A 15,626-nucleotide genomic window follows, 5' to 3' on the forward strand; every position below is an offset into this window, starting at 1 on the left:
GCGCAGTCAGCACGACCGGATCGGTCAGCCGGCTCATGGGGCGGAGCCGCGCGGTGCTAGCGGCTCACGACATAGAGGATCTTGCGGCCGCGGATCTCGTCGCCGGAATCGGTCAGTTCACCGGCTGTGAGACCGTGCGCGGCGACCAGGCGCAATCCCGAATCCGCCAGTAGGCGTCGCACCGTGGCGTCGGAATGGTGCCGGTAGACGTGCCGGGAGGTGACGCGCCGCCAGGTGTTCGCCTCGACACCTTCGGCTCGCCCCCCTTCTCCCACACGCCGGAAATAGGTGTGAGTGACGTCGATGACGGCATCGGGCTCCACGGGCACCGGCCCGCCTTCCCAGACATCGAAGTGACCGTCCTCGTCGATGATGCGCGTCACCGCGTAGGCCCGCTGATAGCTCCCCAGGGTATTCATATCGAAGACGAACACCCCGCCATCGGCCAGCTGCCGGGCAACGCTGCGGAATGCCCCCGAAAGCTGCTGGTCGTCGGTGAGATAGCTGAGCGGCTCGCCCATACAAGTCACTGCGTCGAAGGAGCCCAGGTCCGGAAGGTCTCGGAGATCGCCGACCACGAAGGGGATGCCTTCGTTATCCGGCTTCGCCCGTGCGCGGTCAATCATCGCGGGGGACAGATCGGAACCCGTCACCTCGTACCCGAGGTTGCGAAAAGCGACCGCGCTGTTTCCCGTACCGCATCCCACATCGAGTAGCTTCTTACCACCTGAACCGTACTTCTCGATGAGCCTCTGGTAGAAGGAGACCCATCGGGAGAAGAGCGGGTCGATGGCGAGTGAGTCATAGTCGGCGGCGACCGTCTCATAAGCCGTGAGAGCTTGGTCGAAACGTATGTCAGCGGCATCCGCGGCCACGGCAGCAACTCCCCAATCGAAAGAATTCGCTCATCCCTGGGCTTCGTCCGGACACGGATGAACATATAGATCTCAAAAGCGACCGGTCAAGCAGACCGTCGCGAATGACTTGATATGTACAGCCGTCAACTCCGCCCTGTTTAAGGGGAACTGATCAAGGTTCACGCAGGGACGACACGCTCCGGCACTGCTCACCTCCCCCGCCGGCACGGTCCCCGCATTGCGGACAAGATCGTCCGCTGGCATGGGCATCGCCAGAAACAGACACCTTTCGGCCATCTATCGGAAACCGTGACAACGCCACACAACGGCGGCCGGCCGTCCAGCGCGCCCCACCGCTGCACACCGCTGTCGTCATCTGCGGTACCGGCAGCGGCCACCCCGCCGTGACCGATGCCACCAACTCATGCTTCTGTCTCGGGCAGTTGTTGCACCCGTCGTGGCGAAGAAGAACGACTCGACTCCCGCCGAGCCATCCCACCCGCCGCTTGACGCCGACCAGCGCAACGGGAGGACCGAACGGCAGCGCAGGCGTCGGCGGCGGACCACTCGCAGGGCTGGAGAGCGAGCGGAACTACTCCGGCAGCAGGCAGCCACAGTCGTGTTCGTCGCAGAGGTTGAGCTGAGCGTGATGAACCGCGGGTTCCCGCCCGGAGACAGCCCCGAGGAGCGGGTCGAGCAGCTGATGAGCCGACCCGAGCGGTGGCCCGAAGCAATGCGCGAGCTCGGCGCGCACATCAACGCATTCCTCCGCGGCGCCGCGGCCACGGTCCGCGAGCGCTTCCAGGGCAAGCTCACCTACGCATCCGTCCAGTTGTCGCCGCCGGCCTGCTCTCTTCCTGGGGCGACGACAGCAAGAAGTGGGCCAACACCTGGGCCCGCGCCAAGGGGTACATGCACGTCAACTCGGGCTGGAGGGATCCCCGTTCAGGCCAGGTCTTCGAGGTCCAGTCACGCACCCCGCAGATCAGAGCCGCCCCGCCGGCGGCCCACAAGCTCTACGAGGAGCGGCGGCGGCCGAGCATCGGTCCCGAGCGGGCCCGCGAACTCCAGAAGCAGCCGAACGCCATCTTCACCGCGTACCGGTCCCGGCCCTGCGCCGAGCGGTTGAACGCGTCGGTGCACTGCCCCGCTGGCACGCGTCCCCCTGCGGGCTGCCTGGCCACCGGCCCCGACCGCCGGCGAGCTGGCGGTCGGCGCTCGATGAACCCCAGCAGGTCCGTGTCGAGCCGGGCGTGATGGCTCGCGTGGCGGCCGTGGCCAGTGGTCGGGCGCTCCTTGGAAGTCGTACCCGGGATCGGCTTCGCGGTCGGTCGGCCCACGGCGCGACGGGCCCGGTCCCCACGGCGCCCGTGTGGCGTGCGGTCACCACGGTGGTCGCACGCCACACGCGGTGATCCGTGCACGATCCTGTCCAGCTCGGAGGTCAGCCCTTGCCGAGGGCGTCCGTGAAGGCGTACGGCGACTGCGAGACGCCGCTGCACACCGGCGAGGACGCAGGTTTCATGGTCTTCGCGGGCTCCATGCTGCCCTTGGCCGACGCCGTCGCAGCCGACGTGCATGCCTGGTCGCGGCTGACGGACCAGTAGGACATTCTGCCGACGCCGTTGCTCGCCGCCCAACTCGCCAGCGAGGCGGCGTCGGCCAGGCTGAAGGTGGAGCCGTCGTCGTTCACACCGATCATCGGGGTAAGGCCGAGGTTGGCGTAGGTGTAGCTGGAGTCCACGGACTGCATCTGCGCCAGGGTGGCCTTGCCCGCACTGATCGCGGCCGCTCCCATGTCGGTACCGGTGCCCTGCGCGTAGTCCATCGCCATGACGTTGACGTTGTCCAGCTTCACGCCGGCCGCCTTGGCGGCCTTCAGTACGTTGATGCCGTCGCCAGTCAGGCCGCTGGGCAACACCGGCAGCGTCACCGAGGCGGTCAGCCCGGGGTTGTTGGCCTTCAGGTCCTTGATCGCGGTCATCTGCCGGGCCAGGCCCGCGGTGTCCGCAACGGCCGCGCCCTCGATGTCGAAGTCCAGGGAGTTGGTGCCGTAGGCGGTGATCTCCTTCTGGTAGCCCGCGTCGATCTTGCTCTGATCGGTGCAGGTGAAGGCCAGCGGCTCACCGCTCGCTCCACCGGAGGAGATGATCACGCTGGCGCCCTCGGACTTGGCCTTGGCGATCTCGGGATCGACGTTCGAGTCGTTGCCGACCGGGAGGGTGTCGCCCCAGATGTTGTCGCAACCGGAGCCGATGGTGAATGCGGCGGTGTAGGTCTTCAGCCCGTGGTCGGTGATGGCCGCGTCGAGCCGGCCTTCGGCGGAGTTGCTCATGTCCACGTACGGGGCGAACTGTACCGCCCCGTCGAGACGGGCGGCCGAGCGGATCTGCGAGTGCGCGGTGCTCGCACCGGCGGCGGTGATTCCTGCGGCGGACAATGCTCCGGCGGCGGCTGCGGCCAGGGTTATACGGGTCGGCTTCCTCATCGGGTGTCCGGTCCTTCCGTGGGGAGGAAGAGAGGGGGGATGACCGTTCACCGACAACAATTGGACTAGACCAAGCCCGTCGTCAAGAGCCCGCCCGTCCCAACCGCCTGATCTTTGAACCTTCTTGGGGCGCCCCTGGAGTCCAGGTTGCCGTTCGGAGGGGGCAGTGCGGGGTCTCGCCGAGCGCGATCAGCGTCGCGGGATCCGCCGTGTGCCGGACAGCAACTGTCATACGTCGCATATGAATTGCCTTATCTCTCTGCTTGACCTCGCCTATGTTTCTGTTGGTCGAGGGCGTGGTCTGGATTGGACAGATGGGGTGGCTGATGCGATCACGGCGTCGGAGCCTTCCTGGATAGCCTCGCGGCGGCGGCCGGGGTATCGCCCGCGCTCGTTATCCGGCACTACCGGTCCAAGGACGAGTTGCGCGAGGCGGTCGACGAGCACATGGCCGACGCCTTCGAAGCGATGTTGACGCGCACCGTGCGGCCGGGCGACAAGGGTCCGTTCGACCAGGCGGCCCTGCCCACTCTGGCCGAAGCGATGGCGGAGTTCCTGCCCGCCGACTCCCCGTCCCAGCTATCTCGGCCGGCTGCTGCTGACCGCCGGGCCGGTGGGAACCGCCCTGTTCCGACGGCTGCACGCGGTCAGCACAGCCATGCTCACCGCCCTGGCACAGACCGGCGCCGCGGACACCGGCGCGGACCCCGAGGTGCGCGCGGCGGTCCTGCTGGTCAACGACCTCGCCGTATTGATCCTGCGCACGCAGTTGCGCGAGGTGCTCGGCATCGACCCACTGCCCGGCGACGGCATGCAGCGCGGGGCCACCGAGATGCTGTCGATCTACCGCACCGGCCCCGGCGGCAACACCGACCGCATCTAAGATCCGCACCGAGACGGAGATCTCCATGCCCGAAACGCCCACGCCCTCCAGCGCGATCGTCGAAATCGGCACCCGCATCCTGCGCACCCGTTGGCTGATGCGCGCCCCGATCCGGCTGTACCGGGCCAGGCTCGGCTTCCTGTTCGGGTCGCGGACGCTGATGCTGGAACACACCGGACGGCGGTCCGGCGCCACCCGCTATGTCGTCCTGGAGGTCATCGACCACCCCACCCCGGACACGTACGTGGTGGCGTCCGGCCTCGGCGACCGGGCCCGGTGGTTCCGCAACATCCAGGCCAACCCACACGTCCACGTGACCATCGGCACGCACGGTCCGGCATCGGCCACCGCGCGCGTGATCCCGCAGGACGAGGCGGACGCGGCACTGCGCACGTACATATCCCGGCACCCCCGCGCGTGGGAGCGTTTCAAGTCCGTCCTGGAGACCACCCTCGGCACGCCGGTCACCGAGCGGAACACCCCGTTGCCGATGGTCGGACTCTGCCTCAGCCGCTCACCGTGCCGTGTTTGGCCCATCTGACCAGATCACCGCGCCCGTCCCGGGCACCTGTGCGCACGGTGGTCAACCAGTGGCAGGCGAACTGGCCAAGCGTGCCTTCATGGCGACCATCCTGCCTGGTCCGCACAATGCCGCAGGCTGCGGCCCGTCGTTGATCCACCGCTCTCGATCGGTCTGCCTGCCATGCCCGCTGCCGTCGCCCGCCCGATGACCCTGACCTCTGCCGGGCATGCGCGGTTGAAAAAAGCCGCCTACGGCCACAGTCGGCTCCGATCCGGAAACGACCGGCTCCGAGCCGCTGACCGCTTGCCGGGAGGAGCTCAGCCGCCCAGAAGCCAGGATCCGACTCTTTGAAGGCTGTCGGTGATCTGGTTAGTTCCCACCTGAGGAGCGACTCCGATATCGCGTTCAAAGTCGTCGTCGGCGTTGGCGGTGCCGGCGCCAAGGATCATCAGTGCTGAGGCCGCTACCGCTGTAGCGAGAACGATCAAGCGCTTCATGAAGACCTCCGCTGATCAAGGTGACTTTTCCGCAGGATCACTCACCGCCCCTTCCCCCGCCACCCGAACCTCCTCCAGCTGGCGGTCATCACTCCCGCGGTGCGCCAGTGCTACTCGGGCCACCTCCGGCTCAGGACGCCTCCTGGCATGCTTCGCGGAGTTCCTCACCGAGACCCGGACCCCGCGTTCGCCACCAAGCCCGGACCGGCCATCCGTCCTGGCTCCTGGCAGGAGATCAGGGAAGCCTTCGGGAAGCAGTGCCGGATTCGCCTACCTGCCGCACGCCGAGACGATCGAGATGCGCGACATCGGCAGGGCCGGCTGACTTCACGCTGTTCACGTCAGCGTGAAGGCCACGGACCACGGTGGCGTGACAGCGGAAGGGCGGCAATGGGCGAGGAGTTACTCGAACCACGCGGTCGTGCGTGAGCGGCGGCGCACCGCGATCACTCCGCCCGCGGTGCGGGCCGCCGCGACGGCGCCGGGGACCGTCCAGGAAGGGCCGTGGCCGACGGGTGCGCCGACGACTGTGACGTGCTGTTTGGTGGTCTGCCTGCCGTGGTGGCTGACCACGGTGAGCGTGTAGCGGCCCTGTGGGGCGTCTTCACGCCAGGACTCCCCGGCAGACCAGGTCGAGCGTGGCCGCGGCACGGCACTACTGGTCCGTCTCTTCGGACAGGCTCGCGGCGGTCAGTGCCTTGCGCAGTTCGTATACGCCCGGCGCCCCGTCCGCCTGGCCGGTAGGTGTCCCGGTGGCAGGTTGGCGCCCAGGACGGCGGCCGTGCGGCGACGGCCCCCGCGCTCTCCGCACCACGTGCTTTCTCTGCTGTGATCCCCTTTACGGTGCTGACGACGCCCGGAGTCAGCCGCGATCAGGCCGAACGGCCATATGCGCCGACGCTTCCGTTCCTTCTTCGGCCGCGCGTCGCGATGCACCGTCCGGGACCGGCAGGAAGAACGCCCCGGGCCTCTCGTGGTCCGGGGCGTTCTTCTGATCTGCTCGGCGGTCCGGCCGGCCGGTGGTGGACGTCAGTTGAGGGGGTGCGGCGCCAGGACGGTCAGCCAGAGCAGAACGATGGTGGCGGCGCCCATCAGCGGGGTGAGTATCTCGGTCTCCAGCTTGTTGCCGCTGCTCTTGATGAGGACTATTTCGTACCGGGTCTTGAGCGGCCACAGCCACGGTGCGCCGCGCTTGGTGAGGGAGTCGCCGATCAGATGCGCCAGGCATCCCAGACCGATGGCGTACGGCAGCCAACCGGGCGCGGACGGGATGAACTTGTCGATGGCCGCCGTGCCCAGACCGGCCAGGGCCACAATGGTGCCCCACGCGTGGAAGCCGTGCCCGGGCGGGCAGAGATTGAGCGCGCGCACGGCCATGGCCAGGAGGAAGAAGGTCATGGCGAGGGTGAACGGCCGCCCCAGGTAGGTGATTCCGGCCCAGCTGCCGACGGTCATGAGGGCGACGAAGAACAGGGAGTGCGTCGCATGCCGGTGTCCGCCGGAGATCCAGCTGACGAACCGACAGAGCGTCTTCGAGACCGGGCCGAGGAAGTTGGCGATCGTCCCGTCATGGTGGTCCAGGTCGGGCAGCAGCGCGGCGCCTGCGCACAGCACTGTGCCGATGAGGACCTCCTGCGGCGCCAGATGCGTGTGCAGCACCAGCGGCGGCAGGTAGGGTGCGGTGCCCGCGAACAGCAGAGCGCCGCTCACGGCATGCGAATGGCCCATCATGGTGAGGTTGTTCTCCCCCGATTCAGCGCCACGAGATTTGGCGCGCGGATATGTGTGGTGCACTGCGGTGTGCGCACGGGTGCGTCCTCTGACGCGCTCCGCAGTCAGAGATTGGTGAGCCGTTCGCCCTTGCGGTCCTCCAGCGTGTGGTCCACGCAGACCGCCAGGACTATCAACAGCAGGGCGTCCGGCTCGCTCATCACATCCACCGCGTACGCATCGCGGATGCTGAACCAGCGGCGCGAGATGCGCGCCAGGCAAGTGCCGTCGTAGAGGATGTCGAATTCGCGGTCCCAGAAGCTGCCGACTATCCGCAGCCGCCGACCGTCCGTCAGGCTGACCTTGAAGCGGTCCCCGAAGAACCCGAAGGCCCGCTTGCTGATACGGCCCACCAGCTCGCCATTCTGCTTGATCAGGATGGTGTGATGGAGAGTGAGGGCCTTCTTGACGATGCTGGCGACCTGGTTGCCCTCGGTGTCCACGAAGTCGAACGTGGTCCGCAGACGGAACAGTTTGCGGTTGACCTTGAGCAGCTTCTCCCGATGCTCGGTCTCGACCCAGGCTTCTTCGTGGAACGCCAGCATGCGATCGCGTACCAGGTAACGCATGGAAAACCCCGTCCAGACCGTATCGTTCCCGAGCAGTGCGGCGCCGCCGTGAGGGACGCCCCGTAGGGAGAGGGAAGAACTCCCGTCGGGATCATACTTGCACCCTTGCGCAAGCCAAGAACGTCACCCGCGGATTCGACTCCTGGGCACGGTCCCCAGCGCAACCCACCGCCGGCCGGTCGCTGAACAGCCCGTGCGCCTCCCACGACGCACAGGGCGGGGCCACGGTAGCAGCACGCCGCGGGCCCGGCCTGCTGCCGTACTCCTACCCCTCGTAGGCATCCACCCGTATGAAGCCGTGTCAGTCAAGGTGGGACTCGTGCAGGGAGGCGTCCACCGCGACGCACTGCTGCACACAGACGGCCGGCACGACATGCATCTCCACGCTCGCGTGCGAGAGCACACGCCCGGCGAACCGGGCGCACAGTAACCGCCGGAAGACAAGAACTGCGCCGAGGCCGGCCGACAGCGTGACGGTGGGCCTGTGACGCACGGCCAGCCAGCTACGGGCCGCCGGCAGGATTCACAGCGGACAATGACGCCAGCGACCGGACGGCGACGGCTCGAGCAGTCGGCGGGCCCCGGGCCCACGATGACGCCCCGCTCGAAGCAGGCGCCCGGAAACCGGCGCGGGAGACGAAAGGCACGACACGCCGTGACGGCCTGTCGGGAATTCCGACGGACCGTCACGGACCGGAGTCAAGCTCGATCACTGTCTTGATCAAGGACACGTGAGCTGTCTGTCGACGGGCGAAACCCAACACCATCCGTCACGCCACACGCGGTTGCAGTACTAACCCAGATGGTCGGCCCAGTCCTCCGGGACTCGTCCCGCGGGGCCGGGGGTGGGTTGATCGGCCGGGTGGCTCTCGGGGGGAGCCAGGTGCGGGCCCGAGGCGTACGCTTCCGAGGTCTCGTAGTTCCAGAACCAGGTTTCGCCCGGTTCGAAGCTGCGGATCACCGGGTGACCGGTGGCCCGGGCGTGGGCCGTCGCATGCTTGGCGGGCGAGTCGTCGCAGCAGCCGATGTGGCCGCACTGTGCGCAACGTCGCAGGTGGAACCACCAGCCGCCGCCGGCGTCGCACTCGGTGCATCCGGTTCCGCTGGGCGGGACCGAGGTGTCGATTCCGTTCGGGGAACTCATGACGGCTCCTCTGGGGCAGGGGGCTCGGCGGAGGCCAACGGGAGGCGCACCTGGAAGCGGGTGTCGCCGGGGACGGAGTGGAACCGCAGGTCACCTCTGTGCTTGTTGACGATGATGCGCCATGAGATGTCCAAGCCGAGACCGGTCCCCTCCCCCACCGGTTTGGTGGTGAAGAACGGGTCGAAGACGCGGTCGCGGATCTCCACGGGGACTCCGGGGCCGGTGTCTTGGAACTCGACGAGGAGATGGTCTCCCTCGCGCGCGGTGCGTACCGTCAACGTGCCGTCGGCGCCCGTACTGTTCATCGCCGAGACAGCGTTGTCGATCAGATTCGTCCACACCTGGTTGAGTTCGCCGGGGTGGGCCGGGATCTTCGGCAGGCTGCGGTCGTAGTCCTTGACGACGGTGATGTGGGGGCCGATCTTCGCGGAGACCATCAGCAGGGTGCTGTCCAGCAGTTCATGCACGTCCGCTACCTGGTAGGGCGCCCGATCGAGTTGCGAGTACTGCTTGGCCGCGGTGACGAGGGCCGAGATGCGGGTGGTGGACTCCTCGATCTCGTTCATCAACAGTTCGGTCTCAACGGTGTAGTTGAGCCACCGCACGGCACCTTCGAGGGTGTCCCGGTCCACGACCGCGGCGATCTGGTCCAGCCAGTCGGTGTCGAGGCCGGCCTGTGCGAAGGTCGGTGCGAGCTGCCATCCGTCCCCGATGCCGTGGTCCTCCAGCCAGTCGGAGACGGCGTCCTCCCGGTCCGAGGCTTCCAACGGGCTCAGGGTGAGGGCCTTGGCGACGCGCTCGGCCGTGCGTTCCTGGACGTCGACGAGGGTCTCCAGGCTGTCCCGCCGGTAGGGGCCGGCCGCGATGGTGCCGAGCTTGTGGCGCATCCCGGCAACCCGCTCGCGCAGCGCGGACGTGGCCCGCACGGCCGCGGCGGCGGGGTTGTTCAGCTCATGGGTCAGCCCCGCGGACAACGACCCGAGAGCCAGCAGCCGCTCTCGCTGGCCAACGGCCTCCTGAGCGCTCTTGGTCCCGAAGAAGAGGCCCTCCAACAGGTGCACGGCCATGGGAAACCACTCGCGCATGATCGCGGCGAAGGTCTCCGCGGGCAGCACGAAGAAGCGTGAGGGCTCGGTGACACGCAGGGAGCTGTTGTACACCTGCCGCAGGCGGTCACCCAGATAGGACTGGAAGGCTCCCGCGTACACCCCGCGGCTGGAAGTCCGGTTGACCTCCACGTCGTAGTCCCCGATCCGGCGCGAGAGGACGAGGGTCCCTTCGAGCAGCACGTAGAAGCACGTGGCGGCTTCGCCCTCCCCGTACACGGGCCCGGGTTCGAACTCCTCCACACAGCCTTCGCGGCAGAGCCGGGCGAGCTGGTCGGGAGCCAGCTTCTCGAACAGGAACAGCGAGCCGATTTCCGCCTGACTGCACGGCAGCGACCGGCTGTTCATGACTGCTCCAGGTATCGGTGTGCGAGCATGACCGCCATGGCTCCCTCTCCGACTGCGGAGGCGACGCGTTTGGCGGACTCGGCGCGGGCGTCGCCGGCCACGAACACTCCGGGGACGTTCGTTTCCAGATGGTAGGGCGGCCGGTCCAACTCCCAGTCGGCCGGCGGGCGCCCGTCCGCGGTCAGATCGGGGCCGGTCAGGATGAATCCGCGGGAGTCCCGGAGCACCGAGTCCCCAAGCCAGTCGGTCAGCGGTGCCGCCCCGATGAAGACGAACATCCACTGTGCGTCGACGAGTTCGGTGTGGCCGGTCGTGGTGTCGCGCAGGGTGATCTGCTCCAGTTGACGCGAGCCGTGGACGGCGTCGACGACCGTGTTGGTGCGCACCGAGATGGTGGGCGTCTCCTCGACCTGCTGGACGAGGTAGTGCGACATCGACGTGGACAAGGACGGCCCGCGCACCAGCAGGGTGACCGACTTGGCGCTCCGGGCCAGGTATATCGCGGCCTGGCCGGCGGAGTTCGCGCCACCGACGATGTACACGTCATGGCCTTGGCATGCGGCCGCTTCGGTCAGGGCCGAGCCGTAGAACACTCCGCAGCCGGTCAGCTCGGGCACGTGGGGTGCATCCAGTTGCCGGTACGACACACCAGTCGCGAGAATCACGGAGTGCGCGGCGACGGCGGAGCCGTCCGAGAACCGGACGACGCGCGACGCGCCATTGATCTCCAGCCCGGTGACCTCGCGCGCGGTCAGTATCTCGGCACCGAACTTCGCCGCCTGGCGCCGGGCCCGGTCGGTGAGCTGTGCCCCGGACACTCCGTCCGGAAAGCCGAGATAGTTCTCGATGCGCGAGCTCTGACCCGCCTGGCCTCCGGTCGCGGAGCGTTCCACGAGGACGGTCCGCAGGCCCTCGGAGGCCCCGTACACCGCCGCTCCCAGACCGGCCGGTCCACCGCCGACGATCACGAGGTCGTAGAAGTCGGTTGCCGGGGTCGTCGCGAGGCCGACATGGGCGGCGAGCTCCAGGTCCCCCGGCTCGACGAGGGCCGTGCCGTCCGGAGTGACCACGAGCGGGAGCCGCAGGCCGTCCTGGCTCGCGGCGCACAGCAGCTGCCGGCCTTCCGGGTCGTCGGACGCGTACCAGCGGTACGGCACCTGGTTGCGGGCCAGGAACTCCCGTACCGCCGACGAGCGCGCCGACCAGCGGTGTCCGACGACCTTGGTGATGACGATCGGCCGGTGGTCGGTGGCCCGCCAGGCAGCCAGGAGATCGTCCAGGACGGGGTAGAGCTTCTCCTCGGGTGGCTCCCAGGGCTTGAGGAGGTAGTGGTCGAGGTCGACGACGTTGATCGCGTCGATGGCCGCGTTGGTGTCCGCGTACGCGGTCAGCAGCACCCGCCGGGCGCCGGGATAGATGTCGATGGCCCGCTCGAGGAACTCGATGCCGTTCATCTTCGGCATCCGGTAGTCGGCCACGATCACCGCGACGGGGCCGCCGCGCAACCTCAGTTCGCGCAGGGCGGCAAGGGCGGACTCGCCGGACTCCGCACGCACGATGCGATACGACGCGCCGTAGCGTCGCCGCAGATCACGGGCGACGGCACGGGACACACCCGGGTCGTCGTCCACGGTCAGGATGACGGTCCGCGCCGGGCCGGCGGCCTGGTCCATAGGCATCCCGTCCCCGGGTCGATCGCCCTTCCGCACCGACTCCGCGTGCCGACCGGCACGCCAGTGCGTCAGCGGTATCCATTTTATGGGTGATCATCACGATGTGCCATGCAAGATCGGAAGTGCTGCTGTCGGCCGGCAGACGGCGACGGGCCGGCCCTGCGCCGCGTACGCCCGGACTTGCGATACGAGGCCCCGGAGATCTTGTCGTGGGCGCGGAGATCGCCTCATTGCTGCGGGAAGTGATCGCCTGGGCGATGATTTGAGCGGCGAGCTGTTGGACGGCCGACAGCGCTTCGCCGGGCCACCGAAACGACGTTCAGGCGGGTCGGGAACGGCAGGAGTTGATGATCATGGCTGAGCAGAGGGCGTCAACCAAGGCAACGGCAATGCCCTCATCACGTTCCAGTACGGGACTTCGGTCACGCTCGACGCGGACACCACATCCCCGCGGTTCGGCCACGCCGTCCACGTCACCGCCACCACGGCCCCGGCCAACCCGGGCGCGGGCAGACACCAGCGGCTTCGTGCTGTGTACCCAGACTGGCCAGCGAAGTACCGATCTTGTGAGGGGCACGTCGACCGGGGGGTCTCGAGGGGTGAGCGCCGAAAGTCAGGTCAGGTTCCGATCAGCTCGGTCCGTGGTGGAGCAGGGTGGCCCGCAGCTCGCTCAGGTGCGGGCTCGGCCAGGGCGATTCCTGGGCGCGGTTCCAGATACATGGGGTACTCCGGGGTTCAACGGTGTCGGTGCCCGCGGGCGGGGTGTGCGGTAGCCGCGGCACGGCTGGAGTGGCGGTGCCGGTCGAAGGGACGCGGACGGGTGTGCCCTGCCGGCCTGTCTGTTGGCGTACGGCATCCGCACCGCTGTCGGCCTGTGGCTCGCGCAGCGTGGTGGGGAGCGGTCGGTGGTCAGGCCGCGTGAGGGGGCTTCGGCGAGCAGGAGTGCGTCGTGCAGTGCCTGGGCCGACACGAAGTCCAGGCAACCGGTGAGCCCCTGGTCGCCTTGCGCTGCCGTTCCGGTCCGTCGTGGTGGCTCGTGCGGCGGGGTGTGACATTGCCGGTCCCGCCGCACCCGGAGCCAGGACGCAGGCATCGCGAGCGGCTTGGTGGCGGTGGTTCAGTCGGGTGGTGTGCGGGTGGTGACCGGGTTGGGTGCCCTGACGGGTGGTCGAGCGGTGCGGGGTCGTCTGGTCATGGTCACCTGCCAGACGGCGAGGAGCAGCAGCGTGCCGGTTTCGGCGAGGAGGCTGAGGACAGCTTGTGGCTCGGGCTGCAGACCGTGCTCGGTGAATCCGAACACTCCTACGGTGCGCGAAGCCGTGAAGCCGCCAAGAGCGCCGAGCGCGACGCCTGCCGAGACTGCCCTCAGCAGCAGGGGCGGTGTCCCGACCAGCAGCAGGGCGGTGCAGGCGAAGGAAGTGCTGGCCTGGAGCAGGAACAGGGGGCCGATGACGCGGATGAAGCGGTACCCGTCGATGTAGAGCTGGGCGTGAATGTATCCGCCGGCGGCGAGGGTCGCGGCGGTCGTCGACCGCAGGGCGGGGGCGAGGAACCTGTGGGTGTTCATGCCAGTCTCTGTTCCTTGATGGCCAGTTCACGGTCGCCTCGGTGGTAGCCGACGCTGCGGATGCCGAGTGCCTCTTTGAGTTGCCGGGCGGGGACGACCTGCGGTGTGGGGGCGGGAGCGCGGCCCGGTTTGGGCAGGGGGTAGGCGGTGGTGGTGGCGGAGTGGAAGGTGATGTTGCCGTCTGTCTTGGTGAACAGCTGGTGGACGTGCCCGTTGAGACAGGTGACGGAGGAGAAGCGGCGCAGCAGAGCGATGACCTTGAGGGCGTCGTCGGTGCTCCAGCCCCACTTCGGGTACATGGCGAACAGCGGGATGTGGCTGAAGACCACGATGGGGGTGTCCGACGGCAGTCCGGCGATGTCCTTGCGAACGAAGTCGATCTGGTCGGTGCCGAGGTGGCCGAGCTTCTCCAGGCTCAGGGTGTTGACCAGGGCGATGAAGTGCACGCCGTGGGTGTCGAAGCTGTACCAGCCGTCGCCGAGCGTGCCCGTGCCGAAGGTCCGCCGGTAGGCGCGGCCGGCATCGCCGATGGAATCGTGCTCGCCCGGCACGGTGAAGACGCGGTCTGTCTTCATTCCGGCCATCATCTGCTTGACCTGGTCGAACTGCCCGGCTGTGGACAGGTGGGTCAGGTCGCCGCTGTGCATGACGAAGTCGGGTCTGAATCCGAGCGAGTTGACCTGCTTGATCGCTTCGGCGAAGGAGCCGACCACGTCTGTGTTCGCCGGTCCCTGGAACCCGATGTGGCTGTCGGAGACCTGCACGAACCGCAGCGCGCCGCTTCCCGCTGCTGCGGTGCCGGCGTTGATGTCCTGGGAGCCGGCGATGTGGCTTATCACCTCTCCGCTGGCCACGGTGAGCACCACCGCGCCGCCGAACCACCCTGCGTGCCGGAGGAGTTGACGTCGGGTCATACCGTGTTCGGTGTCGGGTTGAGCGGCGGCGTCGGCCGGCACTCCGTCGTGTCCGTCGTAGTAGTTGGTCATTGCGTCACCTCCACGGTGGCGGTCATGAACGGATGGATCGTGCAGAGGTAGGCATAGGTGCCGGGCTTGGTGAACGTGTAGCTGTAGGTGGCCTGGGTGGCCAGGGCGGGCGAATGCAACGGGCCGCCCGAACCGGTACTGGTGACGGTGTGGGTGTCGGTGTCCTGGTTGGTCCACGTCACCTTCGTGCCCACTTTGATCTTCAGCGTGGCCGGGGAGAAGGCGAAGTTCTTGATCGCCACCGCGTTCCCGGTCACCGGCACGGCCGGCACGCCGGTGTTCGAGGGGCTCATGGGCTTGCTCATGCCGGGCATCGGCGAAGCATCGGGAGCGGAGCCTTTCCCCGACCCCGTGGCTCCGGGCATCCCTGCCGTCTGGTGCTGCCCCGGACCCGGTGTGATGGCGCCGGCTCCGTCGGCCGGGGAAGGCGGCGACTGGCCGCATGAGCTGAGGAGCCCCACCGTGCCGGCAGTGGCGATGAGGGCGGCGGCCAGACCGGCCGCGGTGCGTGATCGCCGGGATGGTGGGCGAGAGTTCGGGTACATGGTGTCCGTTCCTTGCTGATCAGACGGAGATGGGGGCTGCGCCGGCTCGGCGCGCGTAACCGCAGGAACGTGTGGTGGATGCCGTGTCCAGGGGCGCGCGCTCCTCACGGAACCGGCGGACGAGCATGGATGTCGGCCCAGGCCGGCAGGCCGCCTCGACGTGCCCCGCGCCGCAGATCCGCCCCTGCGCGGTGTGAAGGTTCCGGCGGTAGGCGGCAGTTCTCCTTGCGAGGAGCCGCGAGTGATCCGAGGCAGGTCGGCCGTGCGCGTACGGGTGGTGCGCACACCGGGCCGGTCGGTTTCCTGTCGCGGTGGTTGTGCGACCCCCGATCGCCGTGGGTCCGGCACCGTCGCCGTGGCGTGTGCTGGGCGCGGGCGAGGACTGCACGGTGGTGCCTGCGTGGATGCACGGGAGCGGGGCGAACTTGGCCGACGCCAGGAGTGCGTCCGTCGCGTGGTGTATCCCGGTCATCTCCGATCGGTCCTTTGTCGCGTGGGGAATCGATGAGGAATTGCGTGTGAGTCGGCTCTTGTCCGGCTCCACGGACGGCGCGAGTCCCCGGTTCGGGTGATATGCGCTTTTTGTGAGACCCCTTGGCGTCGTCGCAGACCAGTCGACCTCCGGGCCGCCCGCGCACGCTCGGCCCTCTGGATGCCACGAGACCCGGCG

At 68.2% G+C, this 15,626-nt stretch carries 15 protein-coding genes and 3 pseudogenes; 5 read left to right on the forward strand and 13 right to left on the reverse strand.

The genetic code is table 11. The annotated features are described in order from the left end of the window. Positions 1-56: 56 nt before the first annotated feature. Positions 57-875: a class I SAM-dependent methyltransferase gene (locus K2224_RS14700; protein WP_221906974.1), complete on the reverse strand. Its 819-nt coding sequence runs from the start codon at positions 873-875 to the stop codon at positions 57-59. Between the two features lie 550 nt (positions 876-1,425). Between K2224_RS14700 and K2224_RS40490 the strand changes: the two are divergent. Both K2224_RS40490 and K2224_RS14705 read left to right on the forward strand, forming a co-directional pair. After that, positions 1,426-1,689: pseudogene (locus K2224_RS40490) on the forward strand (hypothetical protein); the annotation flags it as partial. Positions 1,690-1,769: 80 nt separating this feature from the next. Beyond that, the gene (locus tag K2224_RS14705) at positions 1,770-2,114 is read left to right on the forward strand and encodes a hypothetical protein (protein WP_221906975.1); all 345 of its coding nucleotides are present in this window, start codon (positions 1,770-1,772) and stop codon (positions 2,112-2,114) included. Between the two features lie 187 nt (positions 2,115-2,301). On the opposite strand, the gene K2224_RS14710 is transcribed toward K2224_RS14705, so the two are convergent. Further along, positions 2,302-3,345 carry a chitinase gene (locus tag K2224_RS14710; RefSeq protein ID WP_221906976.1) on the reverse strand — a complete coding sequence of 348 codons (1,044 nt, stop codon included), beginning with the start codon at positions 3,343-3,345 and terminating at the stop codon, positions 2,302-2,304. A gap of 345 nt (positions 3,346-3,690) precedes the next feature. Here K2224_RS14710 and K2224_RS41610 point away from each other — a divergent pair. From K2224_RS41610 to K2224_RS14725, 3 genes and pseudogenes are all read left to right on the forward strand, one after another. Further along, positions 3,691-3,771 (forward strand): annotated as a pseudogene (locus K2224_RS41610) (TetR family transcriptional regulator); the annotation flags it as partial. A gap of 154 nt (positions 3,772-3,925) precedes the next feature. Next, positions 3,926-4,228 (forward strand): annotated as a pseudogene (locus K2224_RS14720) (TetR/AcrR family transcriptional regulator); the annotation flags it as partial. Positions 4,229-4,253: 25 nt separating this feature from the next. After that, positions 4,254-4,769: a nitroreductase family deazaflavin-dependent oxidoreductase gene (locus K2224_RS14725; RefSeq protein ID WP_221906978.1), complete on the forward strand. Its 516-nt coding sequence runs from the start codon at positions 4,254-4,256 to the stop codon at positions 4,767-4,769. 299 nt (positions 4,770-5,068) lie between these two features. On the opposite strand, the gene K2224_RS14730 is transcribed toward K2224_RS14725, so the two are convergent. From K2224_RS14730 to K2224_RS14780, 11 genes are all read right to left on the reverse strand, one after another. Then, positions 5,069-5,248 carry a hypothetical protein gene (locus tag K2224_RS14730; RefSeq protein ID WP_221906979.1) on the reverse strand — a complete coding sequence of 60 codons (180 nt, stop codon included), beginning with the start codon at positions 5,246-5,248 and terminating at the stop codon, positions 5,069-5,071. 402 nt (positions 5,249-5,650) lie between these two features. Continuing rightward, positions 5,651-5,899, reverse strand: a complete 249-nt coding sequence (locus K2224_RS14735; protein ID WP_221909974.1) for a hypothetical protein — start codon at positions 5,897-5,899, stop codon at positions 5,651-5,653. A 378-nt stretch (positions 5,900-6,277) separates the two neighbouring features. Beyond that, the gene (locus tag K2224_RS14740; protein WP_221906980.1) at positions 6,278-6,979 is read right to left on the reverse strand and encodes a metal-dependent hydrolase; all 702 of its coding nucleotides are present in this window, start codon (positions 6,977-6,979) and stop codon (positions 6,278-6,280) included. Positions 6,980-7,083: 104 nt separating this feature from the next. Continuing rightward, entirely contained in the window at positions 7,084-7,587 is a 504-nt protein-coding gene (locus K2224_RS14745) for an LURP-one-related/scramblase family protein (RefSeq protein WP_221906981.1), read from the reverse strand. Positions 7,588-7,888: 301 nt separating this feature from the next. Beyond that, a complete protein-coding gene (locus K2224_RS14750) occupies positions 7,889-8,080 on the reverse strand; it encodes a hypothetical protein (protein ID WP_221906982.1) in 192 nt (63 codons plus the stop codon). Between the two features lie 300 nt (positions 8,081-8,380). Beyond that, entirely contained in the window at positions 8,381-8,731 is a 351-nt protein-coding gene (locus tag K2224_RS14755; protein ID WP_221906983.1) for a UBP-type zinc finger domain-containing protein, read from the reverse strand. Beyond that, positions 8,728-10,185, reverse strand: coding sequence for an ATP-binding protein (locus K2224_RS14760; RefSeq protein WP_221906984.1), 1,458 nt, complete (start codon positions 10,183-10,185; stop codon positions 8,728-8,730). Before K2224_RS14760 ends, K2224_RS14755 begins: the two co-directional genes overlap by 4 nt. Next, positions 10,182-11,858: an FAD-dependent oxidoreductase gene (locus K2224_RS14765; protein ID WP_221909711.1), complete on the reverse strand. Its 1,677-nt coding sequence runs from the start codon at positions 11,856-11,858 to the stop codon at positions 10,182-10,184. The genes K2224_RS14760 and K2224_RS14765 overlap by 4 nt, the downstream gene beginning before the upstream one ends. 1,117 nt (positions 11,859-12,975) lie before the next feature. Beyond that, the gene (locus K2224_RS14770) at positions 12,976-13,425 is read right to left on the reverse strand and encodes a hypothetical protein (protein ID WP_221906985.1); all 450 of its coding nucleotides are present in this window, start codon (positions 13,423-13,425) and stop codon (positions 12,976-12,978) included. Next, positions 13,422-14,411, reverse strand: a complete 990-nt coding sequence (locus K2224_RS14775) for a metallophosphoesterase (RefSeq protein WP_221906986.1) — start codon at positions 14,409-14,411, stop codon at positions 13,422-13,424. The genes K2224_RS14770 and K2224_RS14775 overlap by 4 nt, the downstream gene beginning before the upstream one ends. Beyond that, positions 14,408-14,716, reverse strand: a complete 309-nt coding sequence (locus tag K2224_RS14780) for a cupredoxin family copper-binding protein (RefSeq protein ID WP_260692638.1) — start codon at positions 14,714-14,716, stop codon at positions 14,408-14,410. The genes K2224_RS14775 and K2224_RS14780 overlap by 4 nt, the downstream gene beginning before the upstream one ends. Between the last annotated feature and the right edge of the window lie 910 nt (positions 14,717-15,626).

Source organism: Streptomyces sp. BHT-5-2, from assembly GCF_019774615.1.
In the GTDB taxonomy this organism is placed as follows: domain Bacteria; phylum Actinomycetota; class Actinomycetes; order Streptomycetales; family Streptomycetaceae; genus Streptomyces.

What these genes read in the sequence shown, in the direction of transcription:
- K2224_RS14710 (WP_221906976.1), bottom strand. Translation starts at nt 3,345, where the DNA reads ATGAGGAAGCCGACCCGTATAACCCTGGCCGCAGCCGCCGCCGGAGCA.
- K2224_RS14770 (WP_221906985.1), bottom strand. Translation starts at nt 13,425, where the DNA reads ATGAACACCCACAGGTTCCTCGCCCCCGCCCTGCGGTCGACGACCGCC.
- K2224_RS14740 (WP_221906980.1), bottom strand. Translation starts at nt 6,979, where the DNA reads ATGATGGGCCATTCGCATGCCGTGAGCGGCGCTCTGCTGTTCGCGGGC.
- K2224_RS14765 (WP_221909711.1), bottom strand. Translation starts at nt 11,858, where the DNA reads ATGGACCAGGCCGCCGGCCCGGCGCGGACCGTCATCCTGACCGTGGAC.
- K2224_RS14760 (WP_221906984.1), bottom strand. Translation starts at nt 10,185, where the DNA reads ATGAACAGCCGGTCGCTGCCGTGCAGTCAGGCGGAAATCGGCTCGCTG.
- K2224_RS14745 (WP_221906981.1), bottom strand. Translation starts at nt 7,587, where the DNA reads ATGCGTTACCTGGTACGCGATCGCATGCTGGCGTTCCACGAAGAAGCC.
- K2224_RS14730 (WP_221906979.1), bottom strand. Translation starts at nt 5,248, where the DNA reads ATGAAGCGCTTGATCGTTCTCGCTACAGCGGTAGCGGCCTCAGCACTG.
- K2224_RS14775 (WP_221906986.1), bottom strand. Translation starts at nt 14,411, where the DNA reads ATGACCAACTACTACGACGGACACGACGGAGTGCCGGCCGACGCCGCC.
- K2224_RS14755 (WP_221906983.1), bottom strand. Translation starts at nt 8,731, where the DNA reads ATGAGTTCCCCGAACGGAATCGACACCTCGGTCCCGCCCAGCGGAACC.
- K2224_RS14780 (WP_260692638.1), bottom strand. Translation starts at nt 14,716, where the DNA reads ATGAGCAAGCCCATGAGCCCCTCGAACACCGGCGTGCCGGCCGTGCCG.
- K2224_RS14725 (WP_221906978.1), top strand. Translation starts at nt 4,254, where the DNA reads ATGCCCGAAACGCCCACGCCCTCCAGCGCGATCGTCGAAATCGGCACC.
- K2224_RS14705 (WP_221906975.1), top strand. Translation starts at nt 1,770, where the DNA reads ATGCACGTCAACTCGGGCTGGAGGGATCCCCGTTCAGGCCAGGTCTTC.